Consider the following 17,571-nt stretch of genomic DNA (forward strand, 5'->3'; position numbering starts at 1 on the left):
CGTCGCTCTGCCCTTATGCAACGCGGATTCACGCTGATTGAAATCATGGTGGTGGTGGTGATCATGGGGATCCTGGCAGCCTTGGTCGTACCGAAGCTGATGGGCCGCACCGACGATGCACGGATCCAGGCCGCGCGCCAGGACATCGGCACCCTGATGCAGGCGCTCAAGCTGTACAAGCTGGACAACCAGCGTTATCCGACCACCGATCAAGGCTTGCAGGCGCTGGTCGCCAAGCCGACCAGCGGTCCCGCCGCCAATGGCTGGAAAGCCGGCGGCTACATCGACAAGCTGCCGAAAGACCCTTGGGGCAATCCCTACCAGTTCCTGTCGCCCGGCATCCATGGCGAAGTGGATATCTTTTCCTATGGCGCCGATGGCCAGCCCGGTGGTGAAGGCAACGACGCCGATATCGGCTCTTGGGACTTGTAAGAATGTCCTTCATGGCGCATCGCAATCTGCGCCACGGTGCATCGCGCGGCTTCACCTTGCTGGAGTTGCTGGTGGTGGTGGTGATCGCAGGCATCACGCTGGGCGTGGTGTCGCTTAACGCCTTCCGCAGCGATCACCAAGTCATACAGGACGATGCCAGGCGGATTGCCTTGCTGCTGCAGCTGACGCGGGAGGAAGCCATCCTGCGCAATCGTCCCACGGCTTTCGAGGCCGACGCCAACAGCTACCGTTTCATGGTGCGTGAAGAGGCCGGCTGGCAACCGCTGGCCCAGGACGACATGCTGCGCCAGCGCGATTTCAAGCGCAGCCCGATGCAGCTCAGCATGGATCCGCCGCCGACCGAGGCGGCGCCGCCCAACACGATGCGCATCACCTTCGGCCGTGAACCGGTCGACAAGCCTTTTACCTTGACCATGAGCAGCGGCGACAGCACAGTCCTGATCCGCGCCGATGGCATCGGTCATTTCGCGGTCGAATAAATGCCTAACTTGCGCATGCCTCTCCGCCCTCATGAAGCAGGATTTACCTTGCTGGAAGTGCTGGTGGCATTGGTCATCGTCGGCACTGCGCTGGGCGCCAGCCTGCGTGCGGTCGGCAGCCTGACGCAGAACAGCAGCGGCTTGCGGGCAGCCATGATGGCTTCCTGGTCGGCGGAAAACCGCCTGACGCAAATCCGCCTCGGCCAAGAATGGCCGGCCATTGGCAATCGCTCTTTCGATTGTCCTCAGGGCGATCTGCCGCTGTATTGCCAGGAACATGTGCTGGGTACGCCCAACCCCTATTTCCGGCGGGTCGAAGTATCGGTATTCGCCGACGCCAGTTCCGAGCGGCGCATCCTTAACCTGTCGCAGGTGGTGCCGAATGCGCGTTAGCAGAAAGCTGAAGAGCGGCAGCCACGGTTTTACGCTGGTGGAGCTGATCATCGCCGTCACCATCCTGGCGATGGTGGCGGTGCTGGGCTGGCGCGGCCTGGACGGCATCGTGCGCTCGCGGATTTCGCTGACGGCGGAGATGGAGCAGACACGCGGCATGCAGTTGACCTTTGCCCAGCTGCAAAGCGATTGCGCGCAAATCGCCCCCAAGATGGTGATGACCACGCGTCCCTATTTATCCGCGGAGCCGGGACGCCTGCTGATGGTGCGGCTGGTGTTCGCCGACCAGCAGCCGACTCGTTTGCAGGTGGTGGATTACCGCCTGCGCGACGGCCACCTGACGCGTCAGGAATCGGCGCCGACGCGCGATCCGAATGTGATCGACACCTTGTGGCAGAACGCGCTCAGCGATACCGGCGACGGCGCCAACAGCCAGGCTGTGTTGCTGCAATCCGGTGTCGCCAGCATGCAGATGCAGGTGTGGGGCAGCGATCAGCAGGGCTGGCGGCCTGCTTCAGCAATCAATGCCGGCAGTCAGGACAACAATGCCAGCGCCAACAAATGGACCGGCTTGCAGGTTGCGCTGCAACTGCGCGGGCATAACGGCTCCATGGCCAAGACTTTCCTGCTGGGGGCCTCATGACGCGACCGTTCCGGAACCGTTGCGCCCAGCGCGGCGTGGCGGTAGTGACTGCCTTGCTGCTGACCACGCTGGCGGTCACTATCGTCGCCAGCCTGTTCTGGCAGCAGCAGGTGCAAGTGCGTTCCATCGAAAACCAGCGTCTGCAGTTGCAGAAGAACTGGATCATGCGCGGTGCGCTGGACTGGGCTAGCATGATCCTGCGCGCCAGCAGCAAGCAATTTCACTACGATTACCTGGGCCAGCCGTGGGCCGCGCCCCTGGCCGACACCCGCCTTGACCAGTATGTGGAAGACGGCCAGGCGGTTGGCGATGCCGGCGATGCCATCCTGTCCGGGAATATCGTCGATGCCCAGTCGCGCTACAACCTGAATAACCTGAGCGTCAATGGCAGCCCGTCGCCTGATGAGGTCGCTGCTTTCAAACGTCTGTTGAGTTATCTGCGCCTGCCGGGCACGCTGGCCACGGCCGCCGCCCAGGCAATCGCGCAAGGGTTGCCGGCCGCACCGTCGGCGCCGCCGCCTGTGCCCGGACAGCAGAGCACAGCTACCGCCGCGGCAAGCGCAAGCTTGCCGATGCTGCAAGTCGACGATTTGCTGTCGGTGCCTGGATTCACGCCGGATATCGTGCGCCAGCTGCAAGATTATGTCGTCGTGCTGCCGTGGACCGGCGGCCCCACGCCAATTAACGCCAACACCGCTTCGGCTGAGGTGCTGGCTTCCCGCTTTTCCAACTTGTCGCTGGCGCAAGCCACAACGCTGGTGGCGATGCGGCGCACGGCGCCATTTACGGATGTACCCAATTTCACTACGCAGATGTTGAATCTGTTCCAGATAACCGTGCCGGACACCGCGAAGATCGCGGTGTCCAGTAACTTTTTTTTGGTCTACGGCAAGATTCGCATGGGTCGCGCCGCCCTGAATACCGTATCCTTGCTGAACCGTATTACGAGTGGCCCCAGTTCCAGCACCAATATCGTGTGGATTAGAGAACAATAAATGGAAGATGCGTTTTGAGTACCTTACTTCTCCGCTTGCCCGCCAGGGCGACTGTGGACAGCGCCGCGGCGGTGGCCATGCCCGATTGCCGCTATGCGCTGGTGTCGGATGCCGGCCGCATCGAGCGCCAGGGCGCCGAACAGCTGGCCGGCCTGGCCGAGCAGATCGCGGCGGCGAGCCGGGTGGTGCTGATACTGGCTGCGGCCGACGTCAATCTGCTGCAGTTGCAGGTGCCGCCCATGTCGGACGCCAAGCTGAAGACGGCGCTGCCGAACCTGGTGGAAGAACAATTGCTGGTCGATCCCTTCGACTGTGTGATCGTCGCCGGCCGCAAGCGCGCCGCCGCCGCGGGCCGTGTCGCCGACAACAGCCAGCGCCTGATCGCGGTGGTGCAAAGGGACTGGCTGGAGCTGCTGGTCAAGACTCTGCTGGCGCTGGGCGCGCATAACTTGCAAGCCTGGCCGGCCCAGCTTTGCCTGCCGTTGCGCGAGCCGGACATGGCGGTCGCCGCCATCACCGATCACGGCGGCGACATTGATGTCGCCCTGCGCTTGTCCGCCGAACAAGGCATGGGCTGGTCGTTGTCGCCAGTATCGGGACAATCGGTGGCGCAGGAAGTGCTGGAAGGGCTGACCGCTATCCTGCCGCAGCAGCAGATCACTTTATATGTGCCGCAAACCGCGCTGGCGGCCTACCAGGAGCTGGAGCCGGCGCAGGTCACCGTGCTGGCCGACGACTGGTCGCACTGGCTGGCCGGCACCCAGGAACTGGCGCGCAGCGGCGTCGACCTGATGAGCGGTCTCACCGCCAGCGCGGCCGGCACCGAATTCAGCTGGCGCCGCTGGCGCTGGCCGCTGGGCCTGGCGGCGGCGCTGCTGCTGGTGAATATCGTTAGCCTGAACTACGACTGGCTGCGCATGCGGCGCGAAGCGACTGCCCTGCGCAGCGGCATGATGCAAAGCTACCGCGCGGCGTTCCCGAAAGAAACCGTGATCGTCGATCCGATCGCCCAGGCCAAGCAGAAAGTCGCCTCTGCCCAGCGCGACGGCGGCCAGCTGGCGGCGGACGACTTCATCACCTTGGCGGCGGCTTTCGGCTCAGCCTGGGCCGGTTTGCCGCAAAGCTCCGACAATGGCGCCATCGCTAGCCTGGAATATCGTGACCATCATCTGCTGGTGCGCCTGAAAAATCCCGGCGACGCGGATGGCGCTGAAGCGCAACTCAAGAGTGCATTGACCAGCATGAAATTAACGCTCAGCAAACCGGCCACCGGCGTCTGGCAGATCGGGAGCGGCAAGTGACGTCTACACGCAACCCCTTGCAGCAAGCCTGGGACCGGATTGCAACCCCGGCCGGCGCCTACTGGGCGCAAAGAAATCAGCGCGAACGCCGTCTGCTCGGCGCGGCGGCGGCAGTAATCCTGCTGGCTATCGTTTATCTCTTGCTGCTCGATCCGGCCTTGAGCGGTCGTACTCGCCTGCAGAAGGACTTGCCGGCGTTGCGCCAGCAAGCCGCCGAGCTGCAGGCCTTGACGGCCAAGGCGGCCGCTCTGTCCGGCCAGATGGCGGAGCGTCCGGCTGCGCCCCTGAGTAAAGAGGCGGTTGAAACAGCATTGAAGGGCAAAGGGCTGAGCGCGCAAAGCGTGACGTTGAACGGCGACATGGCCAAGGTGCAGCTGGCGGCGGTGGCGTTTGCCGGCTTGCTGGACTGGCTGGATGACGTCCAGAAGAGTTCGCAATGGCAGGTGGTGGATGCCAGCGTCACGGCATTGGGCGGCGCGACCCCACAACCGGGGATCGTCAACGCCACGGTGACTTTATTGCAGCAAAAACATGAGTAATGGATTGCGCGGGATGCCGCCGGCGCCGCAGTTCCGGATTGCAGGACGGCGATGCGCAGACTAGGCAGAGTATTGATATGGCTGGTGGCGGCAGGGTTAAGTGCATTGATCACGGTACTGACTTTCTTGCCGGCGGCCTGGCTGGCGCCGTTGCTGGAAAGCCGTACCGGCGGCCGTCTCACGCTGGGCGACGCGCAAGGATCGTTGTGGCAGGGTTCGGCTTTCATCGGCGCCGCGCCTAGCGGCAAGGATGCGGTGGCGGCGCTGCTGCCGGGGCGTTTTTCCTGGCATTTGTCGCCGCTGGTGCTGCTGGGACGTCTTGATGCAAGGCTGGAGAATGCGCAAGTGCTGGCTAGCGCGGTGAGTATCCGCGGCAGCTGGAGCGAATGGACGGTCAGTCCGTCCAGCATGCTGTTGCCGGCTGAGCGCTTATCGGCATTGGGCGCGCCGTTGAATACCTTGCAGCCGTCGGGCCAGATGCAGCTGGGCTGGGAGCAGTTGACGCTGGCGCGGATCAAGGTGGGCAACGCCGACGGTGTTGCGCTGCATGGCGTGATGACGCTGGATCTGCTGGCGATGGCATCGCGGCTGTCGCCGGTCAAACCGCTGGGCAGCTATCGCATGCGGCTCGACTGGCAGGGGACGCAGGCGGCGATGACGCTGACCACATTGGGCGGCGCGATGTTGTTGAACGGCAGCGGCAAACTGCAAAACGGTCATTTTCAGTTTTCGGGGACCGCGGAAGCGGCGGTGGGACAAGAGGAAAAGTTGGCTACTTTACTGAGCCTGCTCGGCCAACGGCGCCAGATGAATGGCAGAAATGTTATCGGACTAGAGTTTAAATCATGAAAGATAAAATGTATCTCGCACTAATCAACGCAACTGCGAACACAACTGCGAACACCACTGCGTCGACATGCGAAACTCCTCATTTGCATTTGGCAATGCGCAGTTCCTGGCGCTACGCCGCCGCCATCGCCTTGCTGACCTGCGCCACCGGTATCCCGCTTGCCGCCAGTGCGCAGCCGGTGCTGGGTACGGCGCCCTTGGGCGCCAGCACCGAAGGAACGAACGGCCAGGCAGTGATGAATTTTGTCGGCGCCGACATTGAATCGGTGATCAAGGCGGTTGGTCAATATACCAACACGACGTTCATTGTCGATCCGCGCGTCAAAGGCACCATCAACCTGGTCTCCGAAAAGCCGGTGAGCAAGACCCAGGCCTTTGACCTGCTGGCTTCCACTTTGCGCCTGCAAGGCTATGCCGTGGTGCGCGGCGACGGTTTCGTCAAGGTCGTGCCGGAAGCCGACGCCAAGCTGCAGGTGGCGCCAACCCGTCCTGCCAGCGTCCGTGGCGACCAGATCGCTACACAGATTTTCTCCCTGAACTATGAGTCGGCCACCAATATCCTGCCGGTGCTGCGGCCATTGATTTCGCCGAACAACACGATCAACGCCAATCCGGGCAACAATACCCTGGTGGTGACGGACTACGCGGAAAACCTGCAGCGCCTGGGCAAAATGATTGCCGCGCTGGATGTGCCGGCGGTCAACGACCTGGATGTGATCCCGGTCCGCTATGCGGTGGCCAGCGATATCGCCGTGATGGCGAGCAAGCTGCTGGATGCCGGTTCGGCGGCGCCGGGCGCCAGCGACAGTGCGCGTACCCTCATCATGGCGGATTCCCGCACCAATTCGGTGGTGATCCGGGCGCCATCCGCCGGCCGCGCCAACCTGGCCAAATCGCTGATTTCCAAGCTGGACCAGCCGACCACCAATGCCGGCAATGTCCACGTGGTGTATCTGAAGAATGCCGATGCAGTGAAACTGGCCAAGACCTTGCGCGCGATTGTCTCGAATGACACTTCGCTGCCGACTTCCAGCTCGTCCAGCAAGAGTTCCAGCGGCGGTTCGGGTGGCATGCTGCAAGGCGCCAGCGGCGGCGGTGCTCTGGGTTCCGGCAATTCGACCACGCCACAGTCGCAGACACCGCAGGATAACTCTTCGCAATCGTCCAGCGGTGGCGGCGGCAGCGGCAGTGGTGCAGCCGGTTTTATCCAGGCCGACGACAGCACCAATACCTTGATCATCACTGCCAGCGAACCGGTCTATCGCAATATCCGCGGCGTCATCGACCAGCTTGATACCCGCCGTGCGCAAGTCTATGTGGAAGCCTTGATCGTCGAAGTCAACGATAGTGCGGCAAGCGAGATCGGGGTGCAGTGGCTGGCCTTGAGCGGCGATAGCAACAGTTCTTACCGGGTCGGCGGCGGCACCGGCTTTACCGGGACCAATACCGGTCTCATCAATAGCAATCTGTTCAACACGGCGATTGGCCAAACTGTCAATACTGGCACTACCACCTCTGTACCGACAGTTGGCAGTGGTTTGCAGCTTGGCATATTCCGCCAGATCGCTGGAAAAATCGGTCTCGGTGCTTTGGCCAGCGCGTTGAACGCCACCACCGGCAGCAATGTGCTGTCGATGCCGAATCTGCTGACGCTGGACAACGAAGAAGCGAAAATCATTGTTGGTCAGAACGTGCCTTTCGTCACAGGCTCATACGCCACCACGGGCGGCAACACGACCACCAATCCGTTTACCACGGTTGACCGCAAGGACGTCGGCACCGCCTTGAAGATCAAGCCGCATATCTCGGAAGGCGGCACGGTACGGCTGGAGATATCGCAAGAAGTTTCCGCGGTTGTCGCCGGCACTGCTAACAACTCCAACGGACCGACCACCACCAAGCGCTCGCTGGATACCAATGTCGTGATTGACGATGGCCAGATCATTGCGCTTGGAGGCTTGATCGGCGATGACAATGCGAACAGCATACAAAAAGTCCCGTTGCTGGGCGACTTGCCGTTTATCGGCAATCTGTTCAAATACCAGTCCGGCTCGCGCAATAAAACCAATCTGATGATCTTCCTGCGTCCGACCATTGTGCGCGATAAAGAGACTGGCAGTAACCTGACTGTGGATCGTTATGATTACATGCGCAATCAGCAGATCCGCTTGCAGCCGGGCAAGTCGGTGCTGACCGATTTCGGTCCATCTGTATCGTCCAAGCTGGAAGACGGCGGTCCGTTCATCGATCTGCGCAAGAGCAAGAACCTGCCGGATGCACCCGAGCAGCCGGCGCCAGACCAGCAGCAGATGCCGATGCTGCTGCCGGCCAAGCCGCAGGTTTCGCCAGCTCCTGGCTTCCTGAACGACAGAACGCCATGAGCGATCCGAGAATGACCGATACGCGCCTGCTTCCTTACGCCTTCGCTCGCAATTTCTCATTGCTGGCGCAGCGTACCGAGGATGCCAACGGCGCCGACAATCCTGTGGAGCTGTGGATTTCCGATGCCACCCAGCCGAGCGCGATCGCTGAAGTCAGCCGCCGTTTCGGTCGCGTCAAGTTCCGCAAATTTTCGCGCGATGAACTGGATGCGGCGATTGCCGCCGCTTATGCCGGTTCCGGCGGCGACGCGGCGCAGGTGGTGGATGAGTTCGAATCCGATCTCGACCTTGCCAAGCTGATGCAAGACATGCCGGCCATCGAAGATCTGCTGGAGTCGTCCGACGATGCGCCGGTGATCCGCATGATCAACGTGCTGCTGACGCAGGCCTTGCGCGAAGGCGCTTCCGATATCCATATCGAACCGTTCGAGCAGATTTCGGTGGTGCGTTTCCGTATCGACGGCAGCCTGCGCGACGTGGTGCGGCCGAAAAAAGCCGTGCATGCCTCGCTGATTTCGCGCATCAAGATCATGGCGCAGCTCGACATCGCCGAAAAGCGCTTGCCGCAGGACGGCCGTATCACCTTGCGCGTCGGCGGCAAGCCGGTCGACGTGCGCGTCTCGACCTTGCCGACCGGTCACGGCGAACGCGCTGTGCTGCGTTTGCTGGACAAGGAAGCCGGCCGTCTGGATCTGCAGCATCTGGGCATGAGCCCCGACGTACTGCCGCAGTTCGACCGCCTGATCGCGCAGCCGCACGGCATCGTGCTGGTCACCGGGCCGACCGGTTCCGGCAAGACCACCACGCTGTATGCCGCGCTGTCGCGCCTGAATACCAGCAGCACCAACATCCTGACGGTGGAAGATCCGATCGAGTATGAGCTGGCCGGGGTCGGCCAGACACAGGTCAATGCGCGTATCGAGATGACGTTCGCCAAGGCCCTGCGCGCGATCCTGCGGCAGGATCCGGACGTCATCATGATCGGTGAAATCCGCGACCTGGAAACCGCGCAGATTGCGGTGCAGGCTTCGCTTACTGGTCACCTGGTGCTGGCGACCTTGCACACCAACGACTCGGCTGCAGCCGTGACGCGTTTGCTGGACATGGGCATCGAACCCTTCCTGCTGTCGTCTTCCCTGCTGGGTGTGGTGGCGCAGCGGCTGGTGCGCAAGCTGTGCGTCCATTGCCGCCGCCACGACGGCCAGATGTGGCATGCGGTCGGCTGCGAGCAATGCGGCCACACCGGCTACCACGGCCGGGTCGGCGTCTATGAGTTGCTGCTGACTACTGACGAGATCACCGCGCAGATTCATAACCGGGCTTCCGAAGCCGAAATCCAGCAAGTGGCGCAGCGTAACGGCATGCGCACCATGCGTCAGGACGGCGAGCGCTGGCTGACCGAAGGCGTGACGACGCAAGCCGAGTTGCTGCGCGTGACTAAAGAGTAAGCCAAAACATAAGCGAGGAGCAGAGTGCCAGCATTTCGTTACGAAGCCGTAGATACCAGCGGCAGCACCACCAAGGGCGTGGTGAATGCGGATAGCGCCAAGGCGGCGCGGGCCGATCTGCGCGCCCAGGGTTTGCTGCCGATCACGGTCGACATCATCGCGCAGCAGGTGGACGCCGCCGGCAATGCTCAGCGGCGCGGTTTCGGCGAACACTTGTCGACGGTGGAGATCGCCTTGTTTACGCGCCAGCTGGCCAGCCTGCTGGAAGCCAGCCTGCCGCTGGAGCAGGCCCTGACGGCCTTGCTGGAACAATCCGAGCGCAATTACCAGCGCGACCTGATCGCCTCGATCCGATCCGAAGTGATGGGCGGCGCCTCGCTGTCCAGCGCGCTGGCCGGCCATCCGCGCGATTTCGCCGAGATCTACCGGGCGCTGGTGGCTTCCGGCGAACAGATCGGCCAGCTGTCGCGGGTGCTGTCGCGCCTGGCCGACTACATCGAACGGCGCAATTCGCTGGTGCAAAAAGTGAAGCTGGCCTTCACCTACCCGGCGATCGTGACCGTGGTGGCCTTCGTCATCGTGATTTTCCTGCTGACCTATGTGGTGCCGCAGATCGTCTCCGTGTTTGCCAACACCAAGCAGAAACTGCCGATGCTGACGGTCGTCATGCTGGCGACTTCCGATTTCGTCCGCAACTACGGCTGGATCGTCCTCATCGTGGTGATCGCTCTGTTCTACGGCTGGCGCACGGCGCTCAAGAATCCCGCCACCAAGATGCGCTGGCATACCTGGCTGCTGGTCGCGCCCCTGTATGGCAAATTCGAGCGCAGCCTGAATACCGCCCGTTTCGCCAGTACCCTGGCGATTACCACCGGTTCCGGCGTGCCGATCCTGAAGGCGCTGCAGACCAGCCGCGACACCTTGTCGAATGTCGCCATGCGGCAGCAGGTCGATACTGCCGCCACCAGCGTGCGCGAAGGCGTCGGCCTGGCGCGCGCACTGGCCGCGCACAAGCATTTTCCGCCGATGCTGATCCACATGATACGCGCCGGCGAAGTGACCGGTGAACTGCCGGCCATGCTGGAACGCGCCGCCAGCGCCCAGGAGCAGGATCTGGAGCGGCGCGCCATGACCATTGCCGGTCTGCTGGAGCCGGCCCTGATCCTGGCGATGGGGGTGGTGGTGTTGCTGATTGTGCTGGCTGTGCTGATGCCGATTATTGAAATCAACCAGTTAGTTCATTAGGGATCAATGTGAAGCTACCGATAACAAAAAAACTGGGCCGCCACACCAAGCGTTTGCCTGAATTCGTCAGCCTGTTGCTGTTCATGCTGCTGTGCGCCTGCACTGCTTATTGGGTAATGCAGCTGATCAAGCCGCCGCTGCGGCCTGTGACTGCGCCGCCGCAGGCTGAGGATACCCAGGTTGACGTGACGCTCGCAGCCGGCCTGTTCGGCGGCCGCGGTACGGTGACGGTGGCCAGCAATTATCAATTGCTGGGCGTGGTCGCCGCCAAGCGCGACGGTGAAAGCGTCGCCATCATCAGCGCCGATGGCAAGCCGCCGCAAGCGGTCCGCCAAGGCAAGGAGCTGCTGCCTGGCACCAGCATAAAGGAAGTGCATTCCACGTATGTGCTGCTGTCGGAAGGCGGCGTGCTGAAGCGCGTGATGCTGCCGGAAGACGCGCGCTCGAAAGGCGGGATGGGGACAGCTTCGCCGATCCCGGCGCCAGCCCAGCCTATGCAGCAACAGATGCAGCAGCCACAGCCTGCGCCTAACCAGGACTTGCCGCCGGAACAGCCGGCGGTGCCGGTGCAGGATAAGTAAAGCGAATGGCCCATGCTCCAGAGAGCATGGGCCATTCGGGTAAAGCGACGCTGCCTAGCCAGATTTACAGTACGTAACGCGACAAATCCTCATTGACTACCAGGGCGCCCAGGCGCTGGTCGACATAAGCCGCATCGATTACCATGGTTTTCTCGTCGGCGTTAGTGGCCGAAAACGAAATCTCTTCCAATAACTTTTCCATCACCGTGTACAAGCGGCGGGCGCCGATGTTTTCGGTCTTTTCATTAACTGAAAATGCGATTTCCGCCAGGCGCTGCACGCCTTCCTTGGCAAATTCCAGCGTGACTCCTTCGGTCGCCAGCAGCGCTTCGTACTGCTTGGTCAGGCAGGCGTCGGTGCCGGTCATGATTCTTTCGAAATCGCTGATCGAGAGCGAATCGAGTTCGACCCGGATCGGGAAGCGTCCTTGCAGTTCCGGAATCAGGTCGGACGGCTTGGCCAGGTGGAAAGCGCCGGAAGCAATGAACAGGATGTGATCGGTCTTGATCATGCCGTATTTGGTATTGACGGTGGTGCCTTCCACCAGCGGCAGCAGGTCGCGCTGCACGCCGGCGCGGGAGACATCGGCGCCGCCGTTTTGCGAACGGGTGGCGATCTTGTCTATCTCGTCCAGGAACACGATGCCGTTCTGCTCGACATTGCTGATAGCTTTCTGCTTCAGCTCATCTTCATTGAGCAGCTTGCCGGCTTCTTCTTCGATCAGGACTTTCATCGCGTCCTTGATCTTGATCTTGCGGTTTTTCTTGCGATTGCTGCCCATCCCGGAAAACATGGACTTGATCTGCTCGGTCATTTCTTCCATGCCCGGCGGCGCCATGATTTCCATTTGCGACGCCGCTTCCGACAGTTCGATCTCTATTTCCTTGTCGTCGAGCGCGCCTTCGCGCAGCCGCTTGCGGAAGGTCTGGCGGGTGTTGCTGCCTTTGTCGCTACCTTCGCCTTCAGCGGTGCTTTGCTCAGGATGAAAGCCGAAATCGCGTGCCGGCGGCACCAGGATATCGATGATGCGGTCTTCCGCTGCGTCTTCCGCGCGGGTACGTACCTTGCGCATTTCGCTTTCGCGGGTTTGCTTGATGCCGATATCGATCAGGTCGCGGATGATGGTGTCGACATCGCGTCCGACGTAGCCGACTTCGGTGAATTTGGTGGCCTCGATCTTGATGAACGGCGCATCGGCCAGCTTGGCCAGGCGGCGCGCGATTTCAGTCTTGCCGACGCCGGTAGGGCCGATCATCAGGATGTTCTTTGGCGTGATTTCGTGGCGCAGCGGCTCGGCGATCTGCTGCCGGCGCCAGCGGTTGCGCAAGGCGATCGCCACCGCGCGCTTGGCGCGATCCTGGCCGACTACGTGTTTATCCAGTTCCGAAACAATTTCTTGGGGCGTCATGTTCATGTTTTTTCCGTGTTGGGTAGCTGGGTGCGCAAGTTCGCTGCTCTACTGGCCGCATCGGGCCGGGCGTTTATCCGGGCGGGTGCTGTTGCGCATCGCAGAAGGAAGTCTTAGTCCAGGGTTTCAATGATGTGCGACTGGTTGGTATAGATGCAGAGCTCGCCGGCGATCACCAGCGATTTCTTGACGATCTCGGCCGGCGTCAGTTCGGTATTTTCCTGCAGCGCCTTGGCGGCCGACTGGGCGAAGGTGCCGCCGGAGCCGATCGCGCCGATACCGTCGGTCGGCTCCAGCACGTCACCGTTGCCGGTGATGACCAGCGTGGTTTCGCGATCGGCAGTCAGCAGCATGGCTTCCAGCCGGCGCAGCATGCGGTCGGTGCGCCATTCCTTGGCGAGGTCGACCGAGGCGCGCATCAGGTTGCCCTGGTGCTTTTCCAGTTTTGATTCGAACAGGTCGAGCAGTGTGAATGCATCTGCGGTGCCGCCGGCGAAGCCGACCAGCACTTTGCCTTGGTACAGCTTGCGTACCTTGCGGGCAGTGCCTTTCATTACGACATTGCCGAGTGTTACTTGACCGTCTCCGCCCAGAGCGACGCTGTTGCCGCGCCGGACTGACAGGATGGTGGTGCCATGAAATTGTTCCATTTTGCGAGCCTCAGAAAATGCGGACGGTACCGCTCATGCAGGGCGCAGGATATTGCGGCCTTGCTGCATGGGATTCAGTATCAAATAGTAATTGATGCGGATAACTTGACGCTGTTTCGAAAAAATGGGGACGGCCGGCGTGATTACAAGCGCTGAATTGCGCTGCTCTGAGGCGAATTTCTGTTGTTTTTCCGTTACTGCGGAGCTCGGAGTTGTCGAAAAATTAATTCTTGCGTGGCACTACCCGGACGATTTCCTGTATGCCAACCACTTTGAACAAGGCGGTCACCAGGTGATTGACGCTGTGGAACTCGATAGCATTGCCGTTGCTGGCAAGCTGGGCCAGCCCGTTCAACAGTTCTCCGGCGGCGCTGAAGTCCACCCTGACCAGGCGCGAGCAGTCCATGATGGCTGGGCTGTGGCTGTTGGCGTGGGTCTGGATCTTGGTCAGCAGCTCCTCGGTACGGCCTTCGATCAGGATTGGCATGAGCAGGCTGCTGGCGCCGGCCGTATTGGCGGCAGGCGCTTCTTCCGCGGCGGTAATGATTTTGGAATGCGGTGCGACAAACGGCGGCGGCGATACTTCGAAGGTGATCGAGTAATCGATGCTGGCGTCTTCGTAGGCTTGCTCCTGATTGAGCAGATGCAGGATTTCCAGCAGCAGTAGCCATGGCGCGGCGGTTTCATCGCGGCGGCCGACCAGCAGGATTTCGCGGATCTTGTCGGCCAGTTCATCGGCGCCGACCAGAATCAGGTCGAGCCCGGATTTTTGCAGTTTTTTCAACATGCGCAGCAGCAGGCCGCAGCCGATCGGATCGACTGAGCTGACGCGGGTGAATTCCAGCCGCACCGCCGGGTGGGTGACGCTCAGTTTCTGGGCGCGCTCAAGTTGCTTGCCGATGTTGGCGTCGAGCTTGCCGGAAAATGCCACGGCGGGCGTGGTGCCGGTCTTTTCCTGGTTTTTCGCCTGCGGATCGAGGGTCATGATATCGATCCAGGTCGGCGGCGAGGTTTCAAACTTGTTGGCGAAATCGACCGAGAGGTTGTCAAACTCCTGCTGCTTGCCGGTGATCTGGTACAAGTCCAGCAGCATCCACCAGACAATGTGGGTGGAAGAGCCGAGCTTGTCTTCACTGATCGCACTCAACAGCAAGGCTTCGGCGATGTCGTTCTGGTCGCTGGCGAACAGCACTGCCGCTTCTTCAATCACTTCCGGCGTGTCGGACACCGACACTTCGATGCTGCCGCTCCTGGACTGATCGTCCAGATACTCCGTGGTCCGGCTCATTACCGGCAGTGTCAGTTGAGTGGTGTTCGACCCCAGCGTGGACGGCGGCGTCGTGGCCGAGTCCGCCAGCGCTTTCGGCGACGACGGCAGGTGCACGAATTCGGAAGACATTTCCGATTCGATCGCATCGATCTTCATGGTGGTCGTGCTGCGCACGGAACCATCGCGCAGCGTGGTCGAGTTGGCCAGCCGCTCCTGATTTTCGCCAAACAGAACCGGCGCCTGATTGTCTGCCGCGGCTGGTAACTTGTCATCCTCCGGTCGCGTACCGTTTGGACGATTATTTTTGCCGAGGAGCGAGAAAATCCCCACGTGTTAATCCTGAAAGTTAGTTGCTGTTAAAGCTGCATGAGTAGCTGTAATTTTATTGAAAACCGGGTTGTCGGATAAGGCCGCTTGTTGACGGGCCGGGCACCGATTCCGCGAATCTCCAGATGCGCTTTTATCATCGCTTTTGACTATGCTTTTGCCATCTTCATGGCCGCATTTTTGTTTTGGGACTGCCCCTGCTTTTATCTGCTTCCGATACAAAAAAGCACGATCAATCGATACTGCTAAAGGTAACACAAAGCCACCCAGGAAGTATGTCTGGAACCCTCTAAGTTATGACATAAATATGTTGTGATTTTTGCACACAGCCTATGAGAAACAGCGATTCTTGCGCAGCGATCCCAGCGCAGCGGGATGGCAAGAGCGGAATAGCTGACGCCTTGTGCGCGCCGGCTATTCGGCTCCCGCGATCCCGCTGCTGCGGCTTAGAATTTACTGCGAATTCCGAGCACCAGGCTGCGGCCCGGCTGCGGTACACCATCTTTCAGGACCGATGTCGCCAGTCGGATATCCTGGTTCAGCAGGTTTTTGGCCAGGGCAAACCAGGTCAGCTGCATGTTGGCTAATGTTTGCGTGTACGAGAGGCTGGCATCGACCTTGGTGTAGGCCGGCGTGGCACTGTGCTCGAAGGTGGCCAGCCGGTCTTGCCGTTGGGCGCGCAGGATGGTGAGGCCGCTGCGCCATGCACCCTGCGCATAGCCGAGATCGACACCGTAGCGGCTGGCCGGCTGCAACGGCAGGTTGCCCAGATTGGTCAGTTTGCCGCGCGAGGTATCGGCAAAGCCGCGCACCGAAAAGCCTTCGCCCCGCAGGTTATAGCTGATCTCCGCTTCAGCGCCGCGGATGGTGGCGTCCGCCTGCGACCAGAACCGTTCGGTGAATTCGCCGTGATCATGATCGTGATCGTCGGCGGCGCCGTGGTCATGTTCGTCGACAGCGGTCTCGCCCATGCGGCCATAGACATAGTTGCGCACGTGGTTCTCGAACAGGTTGGCTTTCCAGCGCACCAGGCCTGAGGTCTTCTGCAAGGAGAGCTCGATGTTGCGCGAAGTTTCCTTTTTCAAGGCAGGATCGCCGATATCGAAAGTGGCGGTCGCTTCGTGCGGACCATGCGAATACAGTTCTTCGGCGGTAGGCGCGCGCTGTGCGATGGAAAGTGTCGGGCCGAAACTGTAGCCTGGGGCGAAGCGCCACAGGCCGCCGATCGAGTACGAAGCCAGGTTGAATTTGCGGTCGGCCAGCTGAGCCGATGCATCCGGCTGGCGCTTCACCGATTCCAGGCGCAGGCCGGCGGTGGCGAGGACCGGGCCGAAATCGCGTTCTTCGACCAGGAATGCGGCGAGCGAGGTGGATTTGGTTTTAGGGACCGTGTCGGGCATATTGCTTTCCGCGCCGAGCGAGGAGAAGCGGGTGGCGTCGCTTTGCACGCCGAAGGTTCCGTGCCAGCCGGCCAGCGGCTTGTGGGCCAGCTCAAGCCGGGTTTCGGTCGACTGGTTGGAGAAAATCGTGTGTGCCGTGCCGTCCTCGCCTTTCTCGGTGTGGCCATAGTCGGTGCGGCCCAGCTTGAAGCTGATTTTTTCCAAGCCGCTGAATGGCTCATCGATCTGGCCGGCGATGTCGTAACGGGTCTGGTGCAGGTCGATGAAGGATTTTTCATCGGTTGGAATGCCGTAATGGTCGTCCAGGGTTGCCACCGATGCGCCGACATGGCCCCAGGAAGCGATGTACGAGGCGCCGACGCCGAGGTTGGTTTCGTGGGTAAAGGAGGTCGGCAACCGGCCTGAAGCGGAAGCGGGATCGTTCTGGATGGCGTTGCCGGGGATTTTGTAGTTGCCGGTATCGCGCCAGTTGCCGTCCAAGTGCATGCCTATCGGTCCGGCGGAACCCTCCAGCAGCAAGGAGGTGCTTTTGCCATTGTCGACGCTGCTATAGCGGGCCTCGGTTTCACCGCTGATTTCTTTTTGCAGATGCGTCGGGATACGGTCGTTGACGACATTGACCAGGCCGCCGATGGCGCCGGAACCATACAGCAGGGCGGCGGGACCGCGCAGAATCTCGATCTGGCGCGCCAGTGCGGCTTCGGTGGCGACGGCGTGGTCGTCGGACAAGCTGGAGACGTCAGCCACCGACATGCCGTTTTGCAGGATCTTGACGCGTGGGCCTCCCATGCCGCGGATGACCGGGCGGGAAGCGCCGGCGCCGAAGCCGGATGCGGAGACGCCGAGTTCCTGCGCCAGGGTGTCGCCGAGCGAGGTGCCGGTCTTGTTGCGCAGTTCGTCGCCGGACAAGACTTTGGTCGGACTCAGGATCTGGGTGTCGACATTGGCGTTGAGCGGGCTGGCGGTGACCACCACAGGCGGCAAGGCATGGGCCTGCTGGACGATTTCAGTTTGGGCGGATGCGGCAGACGATAAAGCGGCCAGTGCGGACAGAACCGCGCTGGATAACAGCGTACGTTGGACAAGCATGATGATTCCTAGACAGGTAACGGCCGTCGGCGTCGAGATCGGTGCGTTTGCCATGCGCGGCAGCAAGCAGCAGCGCGTGGCAAATCTCAGGCACGACCCTGGACGACGGCAATAAATGAT

16 protein-coding genes are annotated in these 17,571 nt (G+C 61.2%); 12 read left to right on the forward strand and 4 right to left on the reverse strand.

All coding sequences use genetic code 11. The features are described from left to right. Positions 1-15 precede the first annotated feature (15 nt). The 12 genes from gspG (at position 16) to VNZ65_RS21545 (ending at position 11,307) form a co-directional block, all read left to right on the forward strand. Positions 16-432 carry a type II secretion system major pseudopilin GspG gene (gspG, locus tag VNZ65_RS21490; RefSeq protein WP_325672681.1) on the forward strand — a complete coding sequence of 139 codons (417 nt, stop codon included), beginning with the start codon at positions 16-18 and terminating at the stop codon, positions 430-432. An 11-nt stretch (positions 433-443) separates the two neighbouring features. Further along, entirely contained in the window at positions 444-932 is a 489-nt protein-coding gene (locus VNZ65_RS21495) for a GspH/FimT family protein (protein ID WP_325672683.1), read from the forward strand. A 15-nt stretch (positions 933-947) separates the two neighbouring features. Next, the gene (gspI, locus tag VNZ65_RS21500) at positions 948-1,325 is read left to right on the forward strand and encodes a type II secretion system minor pseudopilin GspI (protein WP_325672685.1); all 378 of its coding nucleotides are present in this window, start codon (positions 948-950) and stop codon (positions 1,323-1,325) included. After that, on the forward strand, positions 1,315-1,968 hold the full coding sequence (locus tag VNZ65_RS21505) for a PulJ/GspJ family protein (protein ID WP_325672687.1): 654 nt from the start codon (positions 1,315-1,317) through the stop codon (positions 1,966-1,968). The genes gspI and VNZ65_RS21505 overlap by 11 nt, the downstream gene beginning before the upstream one ends. Beyond that, positions 1,965-2,963, forward strand: a complete 999-nt coding sequence (gene gspK / locus VNZ65_RS21510; RefSeq protein ID WP_325672689.1) for a type II secretion system minor pseudopilin GspK — start codon at positions 1,965-1,967, stop codon at positions 2,961-2,963. Before VNZ65_RS21505 ends, gspK begins: the two co-directional genes overlap by 4 nt. A 14-nt stretch (positions 2,964-2,977) precedes the next feature. After that, positions 2,978-4,264, forward strand: coding sequence for a type II secretion system protein GspL (gene gspL / locus VNZ65_RS21515; RefSeq protein WP_325672691.1), 1,287 nt, complete (start codon positions 2,978-2,980; stop codon positions 4,262-4,264). Next, positions 4,261-4,803 carry a type II secretion system protein GspM gene (gspM, locus tag VNZ65_RS21520; protein WP_325672693.1) on the forward strand — a complete coding sequence of 181 codons (543 nt, stop codon included), beginning with the start codon at positions 4,261-4,263 and terminating at the stop codon, positions 4,801-4,803. The genes gspL and gspM overlap by 4 nt, the downstream gene beginning before the upstream one ends. A 51-nt stretch (positions 4,804-4,854) precedes the next feature. After that, positions 4,855-5,652 (forward strand): type II secretion system protein N, encoded by a 798-nt coding sequence (locus VNZ65_RS21525; protein ID WP_325672695.1) that lies wholly within the window; start codon positions 4,855-4,857, stop codon positions 5,650-5,652. Between the two features lie 95 nt (positions 5,653-5,747). Beyond that, positions 5,748-8,033 (forward strand): type II secretion system secretin GspD, encoded by a 2,286-nt coding sequence (gene gspD, locus VNZ65_RS21530; RefSeq protein WP_325672697.1) that lies wholly within the window; start codon positions 5,748-5,750, stop codon positions 8,031-8,033. Further along, complete coding sequence (gspE, locus tag VNZ65_RS21535; RefSeq protein ID WP_325672699.1) at positions 8,030-9,481, forward strand: type II secretion system ATPase GspE; 1,452 nt, start codon at positions 8,030-8,032, stop codon at positions 9,479-9,481. The genes gspD and gspE overlap by 4 nt, the downstream gene beginning before the upstream one ends. A 24-nt stretch (positions 9,482-9,505) precedes the next feature. Beyond that, the gene (gene gspF, locus VNZ65_RS21540; RefSeq protein ID WP_325672703.1) at positions 9,506-10,726 is read left to right on the forward strand and encodes a type II secretion system inner membrane protein GspF; all 1,221 of its coding nucleotides are present in this window, start codon (positions 9,506-9,508) and stop codon (positions 10,724-10,726) included. 8 nt (positions 10,727-10,734) lie between these two features. Next, positions 10,735-11,307: a type II secretion system protein N gene (locus VNZ65_RS21545; RefSeq protein ID WP_325672705.1), complete on the forward strand. Its 573-nt coding sequence runs from the start codon at positions 10,735-10,737 to the stop codon at positions 11,305-11,307. Positions 11,308-11,371: 64 nt separating this feature from the next. On the opposite strand, the gene hslU is transcribed toward VNZ65_RS21545, so the two are convergent. The 4 genes from hslU to VNZ65_RS21565 form a co-directional block, all read right to left on the reverse strand. Continuing rightward, positions 11,372-12,721, reverse strand: a complete 1,350-nt coding sequence (gene hslU / locus VNZ65_RS21550) for an ATP-dependent protease ATPase subunit HslU (RefSeq protein ID WP_325672707.1) — start codon at positions 12,719-12,721, stop codon at positions 11,372-11,374. Between the two features lie 107 nt (positions 12,722-12,828). After that, on the reverse strand, positions 12,829-13,365 hold the full coding sequence (gene hslV / locus VNZ65_RS21555) for an ATP-dependent protease subunit HslV (protein WP_038493529.1): 537 nt from the start codon (positions 13,363-13,365) through the stop codon (positions 12,829-12,831). Positions 13,366-13,588: 223 nt separating this feature from the next. Beyond that, positions 13,589-14,965: a hypothetical protein gene (locus VNZ65_RS21560; protein ID WP_325672710.1), complete on the reverse strand. Its 1,377-nt coding sequence runs from the start codon at positions 14,963-14,965 to the stop codon at positions 13,589-13,591. A 443-nt stretch (positions 14,966-15,408) separates the two neighbouring features. Then, entirely contained in the window at positions 15,409-17,451 is a 2,043-nt protein-coding gene (locus tag VNZ65_RS21565; RefSeq protein ID WP_325672712.1) for a TonB-dependent receptor, read from the reverse strand. Positions 17,452-17,571: the final 120 nt, after the last annotated feature.

Source organism: Collimonas sp., assembly GCF_035566555.1.
GTDB lineage: Bacteria > Pseudomonadota > Gammaproteobacteria > Burkholderiales > Burkholderiaceae_D > Collimonas.